The sequence below is a fragment of the Arthrobacter sp. KUASC02 genome, from assembly GCF_059739395.1.
On the sequence record NZ_AP046053.1, the window covers coordinates 3,402,491 to 3,420,767 of the forward strand.

The 18,277-nt window shown below is 65.0% G+C and carries 10 protein-coding genes; 1 reads left to right on the forward strand and 9 read right to left on the reverse strand.

Annotated elements, in window-relative coordinates; all coding sequences use genetic code 11:
• Positions 1-32: 32 nt before the first annotated feature.
• From AC6JAC_RS15670 to AC6JAC_RS15680, 3 genes are all read right to left on the reverse strand, one after another.
• Complete coding sequence (locus tag AC6JAC_RS15670) at positions 33-1,478, reverse strand: glycosyltransferase family 2 protein (protein ID WP_043439832.1); 1,446 nt, start codon at positions 1,476-1,478, stop codon at positions 33-35.
• Positions 1,475-3,328, reverse strand: a complete 1,854-nt coding sequence (locus AC6JAC_RS15675; RefSeq protein ID WP_231511424.1) for a polysaccharide deacetylase family protein — start codon at positions 3,326-3,328, stop codon at positions 1,475-1,477. Before AC6JAC_RS15675 ends, AC6JAC_RS15670 begins: the two co-directional genes overlap by 4 nt.
• A gap of 104 nt (positions 3,329-3,432) precedes the next feature.
• Entirely contained in the window at positions 3,433-4,881 is a 1,449-nt protein-coding gene (locus tag AC6JAC_RS15680; protein ID WP_028272867.1) for a polysaccharide deacetylase family protein, read from the reverse strand.
• Positions 4,882-5,473: 592 nt separating this feature from the next.
• Here AC6JAC_RS15680 and AC6JAC_RS15685 point away from each other — a divergent pair.
• A complete protein-coding gene (locus tag AC6JAC_RS15685) occupies positions 5,474-6,655 on the forward strand; it encodes a chitinase (protein ID WP_028272866.1) in 1,182 nt (393 codons plus the stop codon).
• Between the two features lie 10 nt (positions 6,656-6,665).
• Here AC6JAC_RS15685 and AC6JAC_RS15690 read toward each other — a convergent pair whose 3' ends face one another.
• The 6 genes from AC6JAC_RS15690 to AC6JAC_RS15715 all read right to left on the reverse strand — a co-directional run bounded on the left by AC6JAC_RS15690 (position 6,666) and on the right by AC6JAC_RS15715 (position 18,116).
• The gene (locus tag AC6JAC_RS15690) at positions 6,666-7,436 is read right to left on the reverse strand and encodes a hypothetical protein (RefSeq protein ID WP_497965356.1); all 771 of its coding nucleotides are present in this window, start codon (positions 7,434-7,436) and stop codon (positions 6,666-6,668) included.
• Positions 7,437-7,576: 140 nt separating this feature from the next.
• Entirely contained in the window at positions 7,577-9,550 is a 1,974-nt protein-coding gene (locus AC6JAC_RS15695) for an S-layer homology domain-containing protein (RefSeq protein WP_231511153.1), read from the reverse strand.
• Between the two features lie 80 nt (positions 9,551-9,630).
• Positions 9,631-10,638 carry a dTDP-glucose 4,6-dehydratase gene (locus AC6JAC_RS15700; protein ID WP_043438127.1) on the reverse strand — a complete coding sequence of 336 codons (1,008 nt, stop codon included), beginning with the start codon at positions 10,636-10,638 and terminating at the stop codon, positions 9,631-9,633.
• A gap of 53 nt (positions 10,639-10,691) precedes the next feature.
• Positions 10,692-12,125: a nucleotide sugar dehydrogenase gene (locus AC6JAC_RS15705; RefSeq protein ID WP_028270401.1), complete on the reverse strand. Its 1,434-nt coding sequence runs from the start codon at positions 12,123-12,125 to the stop codon at positions 10,692-10,694.
• Between the two features lie 565 nt (positions 12,126-12,690).
• Positions 12,691-15,390: a helix-turn-helix transcriptional regulator gene (locus AC6JAC_RS15710; protein ID WP_028270402.1), complete on the reverse strand. Its 2,700-nt coding sequence runs from the start codon at positions 15,388-15,390 to the stop codon at positions 12,691-12,693.
• A complete protein-coding gene (locus AC6JAC_RS15715; RefSeq protein WP_081818855.1) occupies positions 15,387-18,116 on the reverse strand; it encodes a helix-turn-helix transcriptional regulator in 2,730 nt (909 codons plus the stop codon). Before AC6JAC_RS15715 ends, AC6JAC_RS15710 begins: the two co-directional genes overlap by 4 nt.
• Between the last annotated feature and the right edge of the window lie 161 nt (positions 18,117-18,277).

Below are 18,277 nucleotides of genomic sequence, written 5' to 3' on the forward strand. Positions count from 1 at the left end.
TTCGTTAGCGCGTGACGGCTAATAGGTGGCGCCTAACGCGTGACGCCGGCGCCCGCAGTGGCCTCTTCCAGCTCGAGTACTTCACCCTGGACACGCCGCATCGGGCTGACCCACACGCCCGATGAGGCAGCTGTATAGGCCCGTGGCAGGACCATAAGGCAGATCACCGAGTCCAGGATCCGCATGAACGGAAAGAACGGCGCCATCAGCAGGATGGCCGGTCGGCGGAGGGCAATGGCCGCGATGACGGTGAGTGTGAGGTCCGGTATCAGGACACCCAGCAGGACGTCCTGCGGACGCATGAGGCCGGACAGGTACAGGAACGATTCGCCGTTGTCCCCGAACGCCTGCAGTTGCATCGATGCCACCAGCGAGAGCAGGAAGACCGGAATCAATAAGACGAAGAAGATGCAGCTGATGACCAGTTCGATGCAGTAGAACACCAGCACGAACCAGAATTTTCCGGCCTGCAGCCGGTGCCGCCGGACTGTCTGCCAGAAGCCGAGGATCCAGCGCCGCACCTGCCTGGTGTAGTCCTGCAGATTGTCCGGATCCTGGGTGTAGGCAACGGCGGCCGACGGGTGGAAGGCGATCCGTCCCAGTTTCTTGGCGTGGATCTCAAAGGTCATGTTGAAGTCCTCGATGACCAGGCCCGGTGCCAGCACCTTTATTTTGGCAAGGGCGCTGGTCCGGTACATGCTGGCAAAGCCCGGCACGATTGAGACGACGTTGGCGCCCCTGGCCGCCTGACCGTATTTCAGGAGCAGCTGCACCACAATGTACAGCCGCTCCCGGTAGGCCACCAGGAAGCGTCCCAGCACCGTGGGCGCCGGCGGCGTCATGATGGACCTGGCACGGCCGGCCACGGCAACCACGGAGGGATCAAGGAAAAGCGGCAGGCCGGTGTCCAGGTAGTCGGGGGTCGGGCGGGTGTCCGCGTCCAGCAACATCACCACTTTGAATCTCCGGCACAGCTCGAAATAGGCAATTCCGGCGGCAAGCGCCCCGGCCTTCCCCCTGTTCGGTTCCAGATCCAGTACTTTGACACCGGCGGAGCGGGCGATCGCTGACGTGTCGTCCGTGGACATGTCCGAGATCACGTGGATGTTCCGGAGCGGCACCAGGGCCGCCGCGGCCCGGATGGTTTCCCGAATGACCAGCGCCTCGTTATGCGCAGCAATGAGCACTGCAACATTTGCCGGCAGGATCCTTGGGTCCCTGGCACGGTGCCGGCCATGCTCCCGCTGGATCTGCCCGCGGTGTGCCCGCGGTGCTGGCAACGTGTGGACGCCGTGGACACCGGAGCCCAGCCGGTTGGCCAGCGGCCAGCGCTGCAGGAGCCGTAGGATGCGTCCGCCCAGCGGAGGGCCCAGCGCCACATGCCGGACGTACTGCTCATTGGCCAGGCGCAGCAAGCCCACGAGCGACCAGAAGATGGTGCTGATTCCAAGAACGAGGACTATATATACGGCTATCACAGCGACGGTGCTCCAATCGTGTCGTACATGGCATAGTCATCCGTGACGAGCGTGCCATTCCTGAAGAGGTTCAGCCCGAAGCTGATTGCGGTTGCGCCGGCGGGCAACGCGGGCGTGGTGAAGGCGGCCTGCGTGTAGGAACCTGCCGCAGCGAACCAGGGACTGGACGTCCAGTAAACCCAGGTGCCTGCCGAGTTCCGGTAATACACGGCGAACTGCGTCACCGTCGTCGAGGTGTACCAGGCGCGAAGTGAGTAGGTGCGGCCGGCGACGGCGGCCGGTGCGCACGATCCGGCGTCGAGCGTTTGCAGGAGCTTGGCATCACCGCTGGAATAGTTGCTCACCACGAGGCGCTCTGCCTTGGTCCCGGTCCTGGCGGTCGAGACGGTGCTGAAGGTTGCGGTGTTGGTACCGAATCCCGCAGTTTGCCAGCACTGCGGCGTCGAACCCGCGCCCGCTGTTTCAAGGCTGGCATTCTGAACCAGGTTGGTACCCGCAGGCGGTGGCGGCGGAGGCGGAGGCGAGGACGCTGTGTCGATCATTTCGTAGTCGTCTGTGGTCAATGTGCCGTTGCTGAAGAGGTTGAGCCCGAAACTGATGCCGCTGGCTCCCGAAGGCAGGGCCGGCGTTGTCCAGCTGGCCTTTTGGAAGGTAGTGGCGGGCGCGAACCACGGGCTTGAGGTCCAGTACACCCAGGACCCGATGCCGGTCCGGTAATAGAGCGCAAACTGGGTGTTTGCCGTGGACTTGTACCAGGCGCCCAGGGTGTACGTGTGCCCGGGCGTGGCCGTCGGAGAGCACCCGCCGAGGTCCAGGGACGGCAGGAACTTGGCATCGCCGTTGACGTAGCCGGTCACGACCAACCGCTCGGCCCTTGACCCGGTCCGTCCGGGGCTCACCGTGGTGAACGTTCGCGAATTAGTGCCGTAGCCGCCTTCCTGCCAGCATTGGGGCACACCGCCCACCAGGGTTTCGAGGCTTGGGTTCTTGACCAGGTTGCCGGTCGTGGGCTGCGGGGGAACGGCCGGGCCGGATACGGCGGGCTTGACTGTTCCGCCGATGACCTGATTGACCGTCTTCACGGTGGTGGTGGCGGGCCGGGCCTTCAGCCAGGCCGCAAACTGTTGGAAGACGGTCGGGGTGACGTTCAGGGGATCCGCGCTGGAGGCTGCGATGTGATGGAACGTCAGCTGGATCCAGCCGCCCACCGATTCTGCCTGGGTGACCGAGCGCTGCAGATCGGCGAGTGACCAGTTGTTGTCCACCTGGTCCGGCGCGGCGGTGTTGTAGGCATTGGCCGGTGGAATGGTTTCGGCCAGGGCGCAGCCGGCACAGCTGAACCTGGTCTGGATATCACCCAGGCCGCGCGCGCTGTTGTAGCCGCAATTTCTCACGATGCCTTCCGTCGTTGCGTTGGAGGATGCGAACGGATAGGCAAAACTTGTGACGGCGAAGCCCCAGTTGGTCAGGTTCACCCTGTCGTTGCAGACCTGCCGGGTCGCCTCGTCCGCGGGGAGTGTGACGAGGTCCGGGTGCGTCACCGTGTGCCCGGCGATTTCGTGGCCGTTGGCAGCCAGGCTCTGGAGGTTGGCAACGGTCAGGTAGTTGGGGGTGCCGATGACTCCCGAGGTGATGTAGAACGTCCCGTCCAGCCCATAATTGTTCAGGATCTGGGCAGCGGCCATCTGGTCCGCATTGCCGTCGTCGAACGTCAATGACACCACGGTGGGGCCGGCGGCCTGGGCGGGAAAGGCCAGCGCAGCCACACCGGAAACTGCAAGGGCCACGATGCCCAGGACCGTCACGGCGGCCTGTGCCAACTTTCCAATCCTGCGGGGTGCAGGGCCCACGTCAACCTTCCTTGGCATTTGCCCCGGAGTATTGAACCTCATGGGAATCGACTCGATTCTTGTTTTCGAGCCCGTGGAGCCTCAGCACTGGCAACGGGCGGGGCCTAGGGGGCGGCCGGCGCCCCCGTGTCGTACATCTCGTAGTCATCTGTAGCCAGCTCCCCGTCGCTGAACAGATTCAGGCCAAAACTGATGCCGACGGCGTCTGCCGGCACCGGTGGTGCAGTCCACTCAGCCTGCCGGTAGGCGGCGCTGGCGGGAAACCAAGGGCTGGCTGTCCAATAGGTCCAGGTGCCAACCTTGTTGCGGTAGTACAATTCGAACTGCGTGGATGCCGTGGAGCTGTACCAGGCCCGCAGCGTGTAGCTGTGGCCGGGGATGACGCTTGGCGCGCATGCCCCCAGGTCCATGACAGGCAGTAGCTTTGCGTCCCCGGACGTGTATCCGGTAACGTCCAGCCGCCGCGCGATACTGCCGGTGCGGCCGGGAGCCATCACGCTCAGCACGTGTGAATTCTCGCCGTAGGAGGAGACCTGCCAGCACTCCGGCAGTCCGTACTTTCCGGCTGTTTCCAGCCCCGGGTTGCGCAGCGCGTTGGTGCCGGGCGGCGCAGGCGGAGCAGAAGGTCCCGGAACAGCGGGCTTGGCCCCTCCCCCAATGACGTCGTGCACCGTGCGGATGGCCGTGGTGCCCTCGTCCGTGCGGGTCACCAGCCACGAGACGAAGTCATTGAAGAGGGCCGGGCTGACGGACCGCGGGCTGCCGCTGTCGTCGATGTCGTAGAAGGCCAGCTGCAGCCACCCTCCCGTGGTCTCAGCGTCCATCACCGACTGCTGCAGATCCGCAATTGTCCACGCGGAACCGACCTCCGGCGTCGATCTCGTGCTGAACGGGTCGGCCGGCCTCACCGTTTCAGACACGGCGCAGTCGGCGCACCCCAGCCGGCTGCGGAGGTCGCCCTGGCTGCGTGCGCTGTTGTACCCGCAGCCGGCAACCATCGCCTTCGCCTCCGGCGACTTCGCGGCAAACGGGTAGGAAAAGGAGGTGACCTTGAAGCCCCAGTCAGTGAGGTTGGAGCGGTCGTTGCAGACCTGTCGGGTGGCTTCATCAGGTTCAAGCGCCGTCAAGTCGGCGAGGGTTGCGGTGTGGCCCCCGATCTCGTTTCCATCGGCGGCCAGTGCGTGCAGGTCCTCCACTGTCATGTAGTCCTTCGCCCCCATGAACCCGGAGTTGACGAAGAATGTCCCCCGCAATCCCTGGCTTCGAAGGGTCCGGGCGGCGGCCAACTGGCTGGCCCTGCCGCCGTCGAACGTCAGTGTGACCGTGGTCAGCGCCAGGCTGGAATCCACCGGCGCCGCAAAATTCTTCAGGGGCCCCTGCGCGTCCTTGGCCGGTACCGGACCGCCCTTTGGCGCCAGGGCGGCGGACCCGGTCAGCAGTGCCAGCCCGGCCAGCCACGACACTGCCCAGAGCGTTGTCCGTTTCCGCTGCCTGGTCAATCCGGAACCGGGCGGACCGCCCTGCTCCCCCGGCAGTTCATATCTTTCGCTCATGACAGATATCCCCTTTTACATCCGTATCGCCCGGCCGCAAGAGGATCCCCCCAGGCCGCAATGTTTCATGAATTGACACCTTGAAGGGGTCGGTGACGACTGGGGGGAAGCCTTGGTCTCAAAGGCTTGTTCGCCACCGACCCCCGTTCATGGGCCCCGGGCCTGCGCGCCAGGGCTGGCTGCCTCGCGGCAGCTGCGTCGGCAGAATTGGGAGAGGTTTCACCGGCGGTTTCCGCTGGCCCGGGCATTCGTGCCCCCATGCCCGTCACGGACTGCCGTTCAGGGGTATGGTTGCGTGCGTTCGCCCGCAAAGGTGCGTCCATTCCCATTTTGAGACCCGATTCTCCCCCGGAACTCTGTATCTATCCGACACCCAAAGCCTATTAAGCCGCGAGGCCTGCGGCACGAGTGGTGCCTACCCGTCTTTACCTTTGTCAGGGGCCGGGTGGGCCCGGCGCCACTCGCCCTCTACCCGGTGCGGTACTCGTTGCGTACCCGAAGACACCCGAAGCTGCAGGCGCATAGGAGCCACCGGCAGGGGTGGCGTGGTGAAATGGTGACTAAGTAAACCAGAGGGGGGCGTGGGAACCGGATGTCAGCCATCAGCCGAGGCTCGGGTCCGGCCGCCAAGGCCGAAAAGGAGCCGGCGCCGCAGCCGGTTGAGACGCCGCTTGCCGGTGGATCCCGCGCCCGCCCGCGGTTGCAGCTGCGTCAGCCCTCGTCACCGCTTATGGCAGGACTGGCCATAGCCACCATCCTCGCCAGCGTCATCTTTTTTTGGGCCTGGCGTTCCGGCCTCGCCACAGGCGCCGCGCAACCCACCTGGTTCGCGGGGTACGTCGACGTCACGGTCTCGCCGCCCTACGCCTTCGAGGAGGGTGCCACGCCGGGCACCAGGGACGTTGTGCTGGCGTTTCTGGTCGCTTCCCCACAGGACCTTTGCGTGGCCAGCTGGGGCCCCGCCTACGGCCTCGAAGAGGCAAACACCGCCCTGGGCCTGGAGAAGCGGATTTCCGATCTTCGCTCCCGAGGCGGATCGGCGGCCGTGTCCTTTGGCGGGGCCCGGAACAGTGAACTGGCCACGACATGCCGGGACGAAGGAAAACTCCGCACCGCATACCGGGACGTCATCGAGCGCTACGAGCCTGCCTTCATCGACTTCGACCTGGAAGGCGCGGACCTGCTGGACCAGGCCGGCGGCGAACGCAGGGCCCGTGCGGTGGCCGCGCTGCAGGGGGACCGCAATTCGTCCGGCAAGGAGCTCCCTGTCTGGCTGACTCTCCCGGCGTCGCCGCGGGGACTCACCGACGCCGGCATAGCCGCCGTCGAACAGATGCTCCAGGCCGGCGTACAAGTGGCAGGCGTCAACATCATGACCATGAACTACGGCGCCAGCCGGAGCAGTTCGCAAGGCATGCTCGACGCCGCCAAGGCTGCGGCGGAGGCCACGCATGACCAGCTGAGCATCGTGTACCAGCGGGCCGGGATCAACCTCAGCCGCGAACAGCTTTGGAAGAAGATCGGGCTGACCCCCATGATCGGCCGCAACGACCTGCCAGGCGAGATCTTCGGGCTGGACGCCGCCCGCGACTTGAAGGACTACGCCGTGGGCTTGGAGATCCAGCGCCTGTCGATGTGGTCGCTGAACCGCGACGCGACCTGCCCCACCAGTGAGCAGGGGGAAAACGCCAGCTTTACCTGCAGCGGCGTGGACCAGGGAACCAGCAGGTTCTCCGATCTCCTGGGATCCGGACTCCCTGGCCGGATGGATTGAGCAAGGGCCCCTACTTCACCTGGCTGGTTGTGACCACGTCCAGCCACGGGCCCGGCGGAACGTCCTTCTGATCCACGAATTGCCAATCCACTTTGTCCGCTTCCCCGTTGAGGGTGCTGAAACCGAGGCAGCCGTTGAGTGCAGGCGAAACATCCATTCCGGCGCCGTTGAACTTCTTGTTGGCCGGCCGCGCATCGTTGGCACCAAAGACGTACTCCTTGTCCTGGTACTCCCCCGGGCCGGCATCCTGGATCTGGCCGTAGCACTCCTTGCCGTCCTTGCGGATCTTGACCCAGCGGTTCTTCATATAGCTGAAGGAGCGGTTTGTCGCCTGGCCTTTGTAGCCTTCGTCGTTGGCCCAGGGGATGACTGTTGCCCGCTCCCGGAAGGCGGCAGCATTGTTGATGTCGTCATACGGCAGGTCGAGGTAGAAAGGGTTCTCTTTCGGCTTCATGTTGGCCGGCGCATAGCCGTTGGAACCTGACCGTGGCTCGGTCTCACAGCCGTCAGACGTGAGCCGGCCGTCACAACCGCCGTAACTGTCCATCCACTTCGAGTCATAGGTGGAGAAGACCTGGCTGCCGTCCGCGGCGTTGGGGTCAAAGACTTCTCCCACCCAGAAGGTGGTGGCCACAATGTTCGTGTGCCAGGGGTACTTCCCCTGAGACCGTTGCTCCGGCTCCGGAGGCGTGCACGCCGTGGCCACCATTGCCAGCAGCAGAACGGCGGCAGCAAGGCAGCGGAAACGGAACCGGCGGCGTTTGGAGCCTGGATCCTTCACTCTGGTCCCCCGAATCAATGAACTTCAGCCTGCGGTAAGAGAGTCCTGCGGTACACGTACAGCGGCGAGGGCGGCCGCACGTCCGGGGGGATTCCCCGGCTGCGCGGCCGCCCGTAGTGTCCAACCGGTGCGGGACCTGGCTACATTCCCTTCGGGAAGTTCAGGTTGTAGCGGTAGACAAACGCTGCCATGGCGTCCCTGCCGATCGGCTGGACCGGCCGGAACGTACCATCCGGGTACCCCGTGGTGATCGCCGTCGCTGCCAGCCAGCGGATCTCGTTGTAGAACTGGTTGCCGGTGGTGACGTCAGGGAACGTCGGGGCGGTAGTTGGTACGGCGGGCTTGCCGTTGTAGCGGTAGAGGAACGCCGCCATCGCGTCACGGTTCACAGGAGCCAGTGGCCGGTAGGTTCCGTCCGTGTAGCCCGTGGTGATGCCCTGGGCCGCCAGCCAACGGATTTCGTTGTAGAACTGGTTGCTGGGGGTCACGTCAGTGAATGTCGGTGCGTTGGCCGGCACTGCAGGGCTGCCCGCCAACCTGTACAGGAAGGCTGCCATCGCGTCCCGGTTGATCGATGCTCCCGGCCGGAACGTGCCGTCAGCGTAACCCTGGGTGATCAGGTTGTTGGAGAGCCAGCTGATTTCGTTGTAGAACTGGTTGGTGGCGGCAACATCGCTGAACGTCTTGATGCCTACCGTGTCGTACAGTTCATAGTCGTCCGTGACCAAGGTTCCGTTGTTGAGCATGTTCAAGCCGACGCTGATGGCCGTTGCACCGGCAGGAACCGCCGGAGTTGTGAACGACACCTGCGTCCAGACATTGTTTGTGGGCAGATACTGCGGGCCCGATGTCCAGTAGGTCCACGAGCCGGCGGCCGTTCTGTAGTGCAGATCGAACTGCGTATTTCCACCGGTTGATTTGTACCAGGCTTTGGCGAGGTACGTGTGCCCGGGGGTCGCGCTCGGAGCGCATTCGCCGGTGTCCAGCTGAGGCAGCAGCTTGCCGTCTCCGTCGGTGTAGCCCGAAATCACCAGTTGCTGGGCAGCCGTGGCTGTGCCGGCGTGGCCGGGCGTCACCGCGGTGAAGGCCCTGGTGTTGGTGCCGTAGCCGCCTCCCTGCCAGCAGCGCGGGAGCAGCGAACCGTTGAGTCCCGCAGTTTCAAGGCTCGGGTTCTTGATGAGGTTGCCGGCCGTTTGGGGGGTCGGCGCCGGAACAACTGCCGGAGCCGGCTTTGTGGTACCGCCAATGACTTCCTTCACGGTCTTGACCAGGACCGGGTTGGTGACGTTGGTGTCCCGCTGCCCCGCAAGCCAGTCGATGAACTGGTTGAAAGTGTCTGTGCTGACAGTCAGCGGATCCTTGACGGGCGATCCAATGAGGATGCCGGTACCGATGTGGTGGAAGGTCAGCTGCACCCAGCCGCCACCGTTGGCCTGCGCCTGGGTGACGAGCGTCTGGATGTCCGCGAGGGTCCACGTTTCATCCAGCTGGTCCGGGGCACCCGTGTAGTAGAGGTCGCCCGGCGTCAGGGATTCGGCGAACGGGAAGGTCTCCGAACCCACCACCTTGCTCCGGATATCACCCAGCCCGCGTGCACTGTTGTAGCCACAGGCCGCGACAGCGGCCGCGGCCGTGGGGCTGGACGAGGCAAACGGATAGGCGAAGTTCTGGACGTCCAGCCCGTAACCCATCAGCGTCGCGCGGTCGTTGCAGACCTGCCTGCCCAGTTCGTCGGTCCCCACCGCCGCAAGGTCGGCGTGAGTGACACTGTGCCCGCCGATCTCGTGTCCGGCGGCCTGCAACGCCTGGGCCTGGGCCGTCGTCATGTAGTTCGTTTGGTTCATGTAGCCGGAGGGCAGGAAGAATGTTCCCCGCATGCCAGAGGAAACCAGCTTGTCCGCGGCGGCGACCTGGTCGGCGTTGGCGTCGTCGAACGTCAGCGTGACGACGGTTTCGCCGACAGCGTTGGCGGCCGGGGCAGTCAACCCGAGCAGCGAGGCGGCGAGGGCCACCGTTGTGGAGGCGGCCAGCCAGCGGGCCTTTCGCCGGCCGGGAGGCCTTTCGGCCCTGTGCCGGGGCTCTGAGGCCGCAGTAGAGCGATGCAGAAGCGTCATGGAACTCAACTCTTTCGTCGAAGGTGCACATAACTTTTGACGGTTGCCGCCCCCCGTCCGGCGCGGCACCTCACGGACGGCTAGTTGGCCGCCATCGTGACTTTCCACCCGAGCGGGTCGGGTGCTTTCACCGGGCGGTGATCGGCCGCCACGTTCTGGATGATCTGGTCCAGCGTGGTCTTGGGGTCGAAGCCCACCAGATCTTTCGCTTTGCTGTTGTTTGGTACTCGGCGGCGCATATCCTCATACCCCTCCGCGTAGGCCTGTTCGTAGGGCACCAGGGTGATGGGGCTTTCGCTGCCGAGCAGCTCCACAATTCGCTGTGCGAGGGTCAAAATCGAGATCTCGTAGCTGCCGCCAAGGTTGTACGCGTTGCCGTAGGCGGACTCTTCCTCCGAGATTTTGGTGATGGCCGGGACGATGTCGCCGACGTAGGAGAAGCATCGCGTCTGGTGTCCGTCTCCGTAAACCGTCAACGGCTCGCCGGCCAACGCCTGTTTGACCAGGCGCGGAACCACCATCCCGTATCGGCCGGTCTGCCGCGGACCCACTGTGTTGAACAGCCGGACGATGGCAACCGGAAGGCCGAACTGCCGCCAGTAAGCGTGCGCGAATGCCTCGTCGATTCCCTTTGCCGCCGCGTAGGTCCACCGGGACTTGAGCGCTGAGCCAAGGATCCGGTCCGACTCCTCGGACAGGCTGTCCGAGGTGTTCTTTCCATAAATCTCACTCGTGGACGCCAGGAGCAGCGTGGCACCGGACTCCAGGACGGCGTCCAAGACCACTTCCGTGCCGTGGATGTTGGTGCGCAGGCTCTCCAGGGGATGCTCCACGATGAGGTTGACGCCGACTGCTGCCGCCAGGTGGAACACCCGGTCGGCACCGGCCACTACTTTGTCCACCGCCGCGCGGTCCAGGATAGTGCCCTCCACGAAGTGGAAGTTCCGGTGGCCAATCACCGTCCGGAGGTTCTCCAGGCGACCGGTCGAGAGGTCATCCAGTACGGTGACTGTGTCTCCGGCCGCGAGGAGATGCTCCACGAGATGGCTCCCGATGAAGCCGGCTCCGCCGGTGATTGCTGTTTTCACGTCTCCTACTTTCTTTTGAAGCCCAGCGGGGCCGCTGGAATCACAACCTGAATTCACAACCTCGTGACATTGGTTCCGGCCGGAAGCCGGTAGGTGGTGTCGAGGACGGCCGGCGCGTCGCGCAGCCACTCGATGTCCATGGCCGAGTGCCTCGTGTGAAGGATGACCAGGTCTGCGTCCCAGCCCGAGGGATCCTCCAGCGATTCGAGGGCACTTCCCTGGCCGTCGGGAGCCGTGGGGCACCACGGATCGTGGTAAGCAACTACAGCGCCGTGGGCGACCATTGCGGCGATGATTTCCAAAGCCGGCGATTCGCGGAGGTCCTCGACGTCCGGTTTGTATGCCACGCCAAGAACCAGCACACGGGCTCCGCTGATTCCGTGGTTACGGTCCGAGAGGATGCGGCGGGCCTTCTCCACCACCTGATGGGGCCTTCCGGCGATGCCCGCCATGGCGTGCTCGATGACCGGCGCCGTGACCCTTGCCTTCCTGAGCTGCCACAGCAGGTAGTGCGGATCGCAGGGAATGCAGTGGCCGCCGACGCCCGGGCCGGGGGTGAACGGCATAAAGCCGTATGGCTTCGTCGAGGCCGCGTCAATCACGTCCATGACCTCCATGCCCAGCTCGTGGCAAATATCCGCGAACTCATTGGCCAGCGCGATGTTCACCGCGCGGAACGTGTTTTCGACAAGTTTGGTCATCTCGGCAACATCTGCGGACGGCACCACATGCACCAGCTTGGTGCTGGCCTGGAGCAGTTCCGCGGCGGCCTCACCGCAAGCGGGCGTTACTCCGCCTACCACCCGGGGGACGTCTTCATGCGAGAAAGCGTCCACTCCCGGGTTGATCCGCTCCGGCGAGAAGGCTACGAACACGTCCGTGCCGGGGATCAGGCCCTTGGCGGCCAGCGGCACTGCCAGGAGATCCCGGGTGGAGCCAACGTAGGTGGTGGACGTCAACATCAGAAGCTGGCCCGGTACTGCGAACTCCACCACGGAGGCGCACGCCGCCCGCAGGATGCCGAGGTCCGGCACCAGGTACGGATCCACCGGGGTGGGAACACAAACCACCACTGCCGCCGCCCGTGCCAGCAGGGACAGGTCCGTGCTGATCATGAACGAAGGATCCTCCAGCGCGTTGCCCAGCCGGACCTTGTCGGAGTCCAGCAGGTCTGCCTGCCGGGACCGGATGACAGCCAGCCTGTTCTCCGACACGTCAAGTCCCAGGACGCGCCGGCCGGAGGCGTTGATGGCCAGCGCTGTCGGCAGGCCAACGTACCCGAGTCCGACTATCGCGACGTCGAACGTGAACGTGTGATCCTGAGCGGCGGCATCGTCCGCCGCTGCGGCAGATTCCAGGGCCTCGGGCGCCAGTTCGGGCACCCCTGTCCCGTTCTCCGGCCACTCCCGGGAATCCTCAAGCAACGGTGGAAGTTCGGCCCGGGTCAGCTGGGCCTTACGAGCCTTTAGTTTGGTGTTCGGTGTCATGCTAAACCGACCTCCCGGTATTCGATTTGTCCCGTTTGTGTGAAAGCCGGCGACATCGGGTGGCAGATCCCGGTCTCAGAGGACGCTGCCCGGTTCGTCGCCGGCTCGAATAGGGTGCCCGCTTTCGGCGGGATGCTGGTCGCCCTGGAGGAGTTTTCCAGGTGGATTGCCACATGAAATTCCGAAGGCCAGTTGTCAGCTGATTGATGCATTTAGAGACCCACTACTTTCCCCAATAGATACCTGCGGCCCAACAAGCTACAGCGTATTAACCAACCCCCTGCCGGGGCGCGAGTGGGCTCTACCCGTCTTTGCGGGTGCATCACTGAGGGGAATGGGGTGGTACCCGCCCGGTCCGCCCCCACCACTCGCATGAATACTCGTTTGAGGGCGGTGCGAACGCGGCGGCCGCCCCGGTTTCGGGGCGCGGGCAATCTTCCGACGGGTAGCCGGTGGCCTGACTACCGTTGGAAGGCGCTATTCAGTCCGGGATGGCACGGCCCAAGGCAGGGTCCTAGGAGTGACCCTAGGCAGGGTCCTGGGAGTGGCCCTGGGAATACGGGCCTTAGGCCGGTCCGGGCAGGCCCGCATGGCGGGCACCGTAGGCCACGGAAGCCAGATCCTCACGGTGGCTGATGCCGAGTTTCGCGAACATTCGGTAGAGATGGCCTTCCACCGTCCGCAATGACAGCCCCAGCTGGAGCGCGATTTCCCGGTTGCTTGCTCCCGCCTGGACCAAGGCCGCGATTTCCTGCTCGCGCCGGGTCAGCTTGTGCAGGTCCGGCGGGATTTCGGCCGCCGAAGCACCGGCTTTGTTGAGTGCCGCATTCCGCTGTTTGACGAGTTTCTGGGCCTCGAACTGCCTGGGTTTGTCGCCTCGGGTCTCAAGGATCCGCAGGGCGTGGCCGGCGCATTCCGCGGCCGCCAGGTCCAGGCCGTCCCGCGCTGCCGCATCGCTCATTTCCACGAGGCGGTTGACGTCCTTGGCCGCCAGGGCACGGCAGTACGCGGCCAGGAACTCCGCGCTCCGCCCTTCACAGCCCTCCGCCGCCGCAGCCAGCCGCGGCACAATGGACAGGTCCCCGAGCCGGAGCACCAGGGAGAGGATTTCCACTTCGTAACTGAGGAATCCGGAGGTCGCTGCCGCATCGGCAAGGGCGATCAGCTTTGACACTGCTGCCTGGACGCCGACCCGTTCGGCCCGCGCCGCCACGGTGTAGGCCTGCCCCAGCAGTGAGGCATGGCGATGGTCTGAGAGCAGCGCGTCGTAGGCGTTCGCGTTCGCAGTGGCCGTGTCCGTCCGGTTCAGGATGGAAGCGGCGTATGCGGTGGCCGCGAGCGCATCGGGCAAATCGCCGCCGGCGTCGGAAAGGCGAAGCACCTCGGCGGCCTGGCTCAGCTTCGGCAGTGCGGCCCCGATGGTGCCCCGCCGGAGGTCGGCCGTGCCCGCCGCGAGGTGCAGCATGCCGCCAAAGTAGATCAAGGAGTTCGACGCCTGGGCGATATGGTTTTGCAGGTAGTCGTCGAGGACGTCGAGTTCACCGGCATGGAGCAGCGCCAGCAGGTAGCGTCTCATCACGAACTCGGCGTACTCAAGCCGCCGGTCCCCGCTGGCGGCGAGGATGTCCTCGACGTCCATCACAATCTGCAGCGCAGATACGGAGCGTCCTGTCAGTGCCAGCGACTCTGCCAGCAGCGTTCCGGCCAGAAGCCGGGACTCGTCGTCGTCCGTGGATTCCCAGATTTCCTGGAGTTCCGGCTCCGCTTCCACATGGCGTCCTGCTGCCTGGTAGCCCTCCAGGGCAAGGAGCCTGCTACCCAGACGGGCGGTGGCCAGCTCCGTCGTGTCGAACCCCGGGGTGGCGTCTTCCAGCCTGGAGACGGCTTCCGCCCACGCATCGGCTGCCCGCAGCACGGCCTCCGGCCCGTTGCGCTTGCCCGCTGCAAGCTGGGCCGCCAGCATGGACGCCTGCCGGACGGTGCGCAGGTCGGTGGCTTGTTCCACCACGCCCTCAAGGCACAGGCCGGCTCCGACGGGATCGCGCCCGTAGAGTTTGGCGCGGGCCAGCTCCACTTGTGCCGCGAGTTTGAGGGACGGCTCCCGGATCGCCCCCACGACCCGTTCCACGTAGTCGGGAATGAAGAGCCTGTTCGCCAGCTGGGCGGCCTCGAGGATGTCGGCGTCCGGGACGGTTGCCCCGGACTCCAGCGCCCAGGTGACGTGCCGGAGCCTGCCGTCCAGGGTCTCGGGGCGGGAGTCCAGAAGGTCGACAATCCGCCGTCGGATGGTCACGCTGCGGGCGGTGGGCACCAGCTGCCTGATCACTTCGCCGATCAGCGGCTGCGCGAGGCGGACGTGCCGGGCGGCGTCGGCCGAGATCACGATGAACTGGAGTTCCTTAAGTTCATCGACGGCGTGGCTGTCGCTGGCACGCTGCAGGACGCTGAGCGGGATCGCCTCGGCCAGCGCCACCGATTCCAGGGCCTGGCGCTGTTCGGGGTTCAGCTGCATGATCTGGTTCCGGACCAGGTCCATCAGCCGGACGGTGGCCGCTCCGGGCTCGCCGAGGAGCACCCAGGTGTCATTTCGCTGGAGCAGGTGGCCGCGGGACTTGGCATGGGCTATCAGTTCCAGCAGGAACATCGGGTTTCCGCCGGATGACCTGAACAAGACGGCGCTGGCGCTGGGGACGAGGGGCGAGCCAAGCACGCGCGTGCACAACTCGTCCACTTCTTCCTTGGTTAGCGGCTGCAGTTCGAAACGGTCCACCAGCCCTTCCGACCACATCGACAGCACTTCCGGCGGCGCCGAAGGATGCGGGCGGCAGAGCAAAACCACCCTGGCGGCCTCTGCAGCGGCCAGCTGTGCAATGACCGCTGCACTGCTGTCGTCCAGATGCTGGGCGTCCTCGACCACCAGCACGGCCTGCGACTGGTCCCGCAGGCTCTCCGGATTGAGTTCCGTTACCAACGCCTTCAGCACTGCGCGCGGCTGGTCTGTCTGGCCGGGAGTCAAAGCCGTCAGCAAGGGTGCAAGGGCCGCGTACGGAACCTCGGAAAGCGAAGGACCCGCGTACACGTAGAAGGGCCGGATCCGGCTGCCAAGCTCAAAGACGACTTCGTTGATCAGGGCGGTCTTGCCGATGCCGGCGTCCCCCAGGATAAGCGCCCCGGGGCCGTTGGCGTCGAGGAGGCAGTCGACTACCGACGCAACCATGCCGAATCGCCCAATCAGCCGCTCTGCCGTGATGGTGGTTTCAGTCATGACTGGTCATCTCCTGTACTGCCAAGGGCTACCGGAAGCTCCAAACGCTCTTCGATTTTTAGCTTGCCGTAAATCTGGTAGAGGTGTCCCTCCACTGTCCGTACTGATACGTGCAGTTGGGCCGCGATGCTCTTATTACTCGCCCCGGCGGCGGCCAGCTGCGCTATTTGGAGTTCGCGGGCGGTCAGGGTGAGCCTGTCGTGGGTGCCGTCCTGTGGCGTCCGCAACCGCCGGCGGCACGTTTCCGCCAGGTGCTTGGCCTGCCGGACCAGGCTCCTTTCGAGGTGCGCCTGATCCAGGTTCAGGATTGACTCGGCGATGTCCAGGGCGAACCTGTCATTGTGCATCCTGGCAGCGAGGTTTGCGGCTGCCATGAGATTGTCGGCTTCACGGGTCATGACTCCCCGGGCGTAATGTGCACACAGTTCCGCGAAGGGTCCCTGGCTTTCGCCTGCACTGTCCAGCAGCCTCGGAGCCGCATCGGATTCCCCCAGCCTGACGGCCGAGCTCAGGCACAGCAGCTCATGACCGACATTGCCGGCGGCACGGTCATCCTCCGCCATCCGGAGCAACTGCTCAATTCCCGTCCGCGAGCCGTCCAGTTCCGCCCGCGCAAGGGCCGTGAAATAGCCTTCTGCCCGGGATACCTTCCAGGTTTTCCGCCTGGAAGCGGATTCCGTCTCCGCAAGATAGGCAAGTGCTGCTTCCCGTTCGCCCTGCAGCGCGGAAGCGTAGGCCGCCGCGGCACAGGCCAGCGGCAGGATGCCGTCGCTGTCCTGGATGCGCAGCTGGCTGATGCCGGGAACGAGCAGATCGAGTCCGTCGCGTCCACGGCCCTGCATGCAGGCGCAGATCGCTTCCGGTATTTCAGTGGCACTGAACCGCCGGTAGATAACGGATGACGGGAGCCAGTCCTCCGTTGGCAGAGTCTCGGTCGCCTCATCCCACCTGCCGGCCACCAGGTACGCAAAGCGGAGCCTTGAGATCACCGACTGCGCGATGGCCACAGGAATCTCAGGCCGCAGGCACTGCAACTTCAGCTGTTCGGCGAGCTCGGCGGCATCCGACTGGCGTCCCGTCACGGCCCACGCTTCACACAGCCAGCTGCCGGCCTGGAGCCTGAATTCCGGGCTGTGGAACTCGACATTGTTCAAGGAATCGGTGAGGTCTGCCGCCATGTCCCGGTAACTTCCTGCGTAGCCGGCGGCTTCAGCCTCGGCCAGCGTGAGCTGTTCCCTGATGCGCCTGAGCTCCGGTGCCGGCATTCTCTCTGCAGGACCGGACGTGTCGTCATAAAGGACTTTCCGGGCCTTGGCCAGGGACGCCGGGGCCTCGAGCCAGGCGTCCGGTGTGGCGAGGAACACCGAGCTCTCCGCCAGCAGTATGCCGATCGATTCGGCGAGCGCAGGCTCTGCCTGCGACAACTTTTGATGCCGCCGAACAACGGCCAGGGCCTCCTCCACTTCGCCGAGGGTCATCAGCGCCGCAACCTCTTCGGTCACCGCTTCAGCCAGCGCATCGTGTCCCGGGATGGAGCGGACGAACCGCAGCGCGAGTGCGGCATCCAGCCTCCTGTTGGCGAGCCGGGCGGCGGACAGGGATTCTTCGGTCGACAACGGGGCGCCGCAGTCGAGGGCCCAGACTGCGAACGGCAGTTCCGTGGCGGGTGTGCGGAGCGAGGGGGCGGCGGCCTGGAGGACCATTTCGCGGAGCTCGTTGCTCCGGCCGGGCGGAACGTTCTCGCGGACCACATCTGCCACCAGCTGGCTCTGGATCCTGACCCGGCGGGGCAGGGAGTCCTCGACCGCCAGGACCCCGCGCTCCTCAAGGGCGTCCACGTCGTCGGCAGCCACGAGCGTCAGCAGTGTGTCCAGCGGCAGGGTCTCGGCCAGCGAGAGGATTTCCAGGATCCGCCGGTCAGCCTCGCCCATCCGCCCCAGCCGGGTGGCGATCAGGTCGGTGATGGCCCGTCCATGGACCCGGTGATCGGCCGTCAGGACCCACACCCCGTCCCGGACCACCAGCGAACCGGAGTCAGCCAGCTCCATTGCAAGCATCTTGAGGTAGTGCGGGTTGCCATCGCTGGCTGCCCAGAGCGATTGGACGGCAGAGTGTGACACCTTGGCACTGAGGCCTTCTTCAAGCCAGCTGACCGCTTCCCGGAAGGAGAGTGGTTCGAGGTTCACCCGGGTCAGGAACCCGCCGTCGCACAGTCCCGAAATCTCTGCCGACAGCCGCAACGGATCAGAGCAGGTCAGGACCAGGCGCACTGCGCGGTTTCGGGCGAGCTGTGCGATTGTCACGGCCGTCAGTTCGTCAGCCTCGCCGGCGTTGTCGACAAAGAGGTAAACAGTCTTTCCCATGGCCCGTTCCCGCAGGAGCCGCATCAGACCGGACAACACCAGCACCGGGTGGTTGAGGTATCCCGGCTCCAGGTCGCTCAGCAACATGTTGAGGGCGCCGTACGGCGAACGGGACAGCGCGGCACTGCACCGAAGTGTCACAACCAGGGAATCGTCACGGAACTGCTTGAGTGCGTGGGTGGTCAGGAACGTCTTTCCGGTGCCCGAGGTTCCGGTCACCAGCACTCCCCCTGCTGACTCCGCCAGGGCGCGGGTAATATCGCTGACCGCCTGCTTGCGACCGATCAATGGCCATGCGGCGCCCCGTGACATTCCGGCGGACCTGGTGGCGTGTGAACTGGCCACATTATCAGCTGTCAACATGAGTGAGACCTCTGTATTTACGAGCGATTCCTGGTACCCCAAATTAACCAGCTGTCACGCCCGCGGGCACCAGTAGTGAGTACTCGATTTTGCGCTTGACCGATACCTGTACTTGGAAAGCAAGTACCCCTGGTCACCGGACCAAGGTACGCGGCCCCGCG

Excerpts from the sequence above, each read along its gene's own strand:
- AC6JAC_RS15710 (WP_028270402.1), bottom strand. The coding sequence starts at position 15,390 with ATGACTGAAACCACCATCACGGCAGAGCGGCTGATTGGGCGATTCGGC.
- AC6JAC_RS15685 (WP_028272866.1), top strand. The coding sequence starts at position 5,474 with ATGTCAGCCATCAGCCGAGGCTCGGGTCCGGCCGCCAAGGCCGAAAAG.
- AC6JAC_RS15715 (WP_081818855.1), bottom strand. The coding sequence starts at position 18,116 with ATGTTGACAGCTGATAATGTGGCCAGTTCACACGCCACCAGGTCCGCC.
- AC6JAC_RS15695 (WP_231511153.1), bottom strand. The coding sequence starts at position 9,550 with ATGACGCTTCTGCATCGCTCTACTGCGGCCTCAGAGCCCCGGCACAGG.
- AC6JAC_RS15680 (WP_028272867.1), bottom strand. The coding sequence starts at position 4,881 with ATGAGCGAAAGATATGAACTGCCGGGGGAGCAGGGCGGTCCGCCCGGT.
- AC6JAC_RS15705 (WP_028270401.1), bottom strand. The coding sequence starts at position 12,125 with ATGACACCGAACACCAAACTAAAGGCTCGTAAGGCCCAGCTGACCCGG.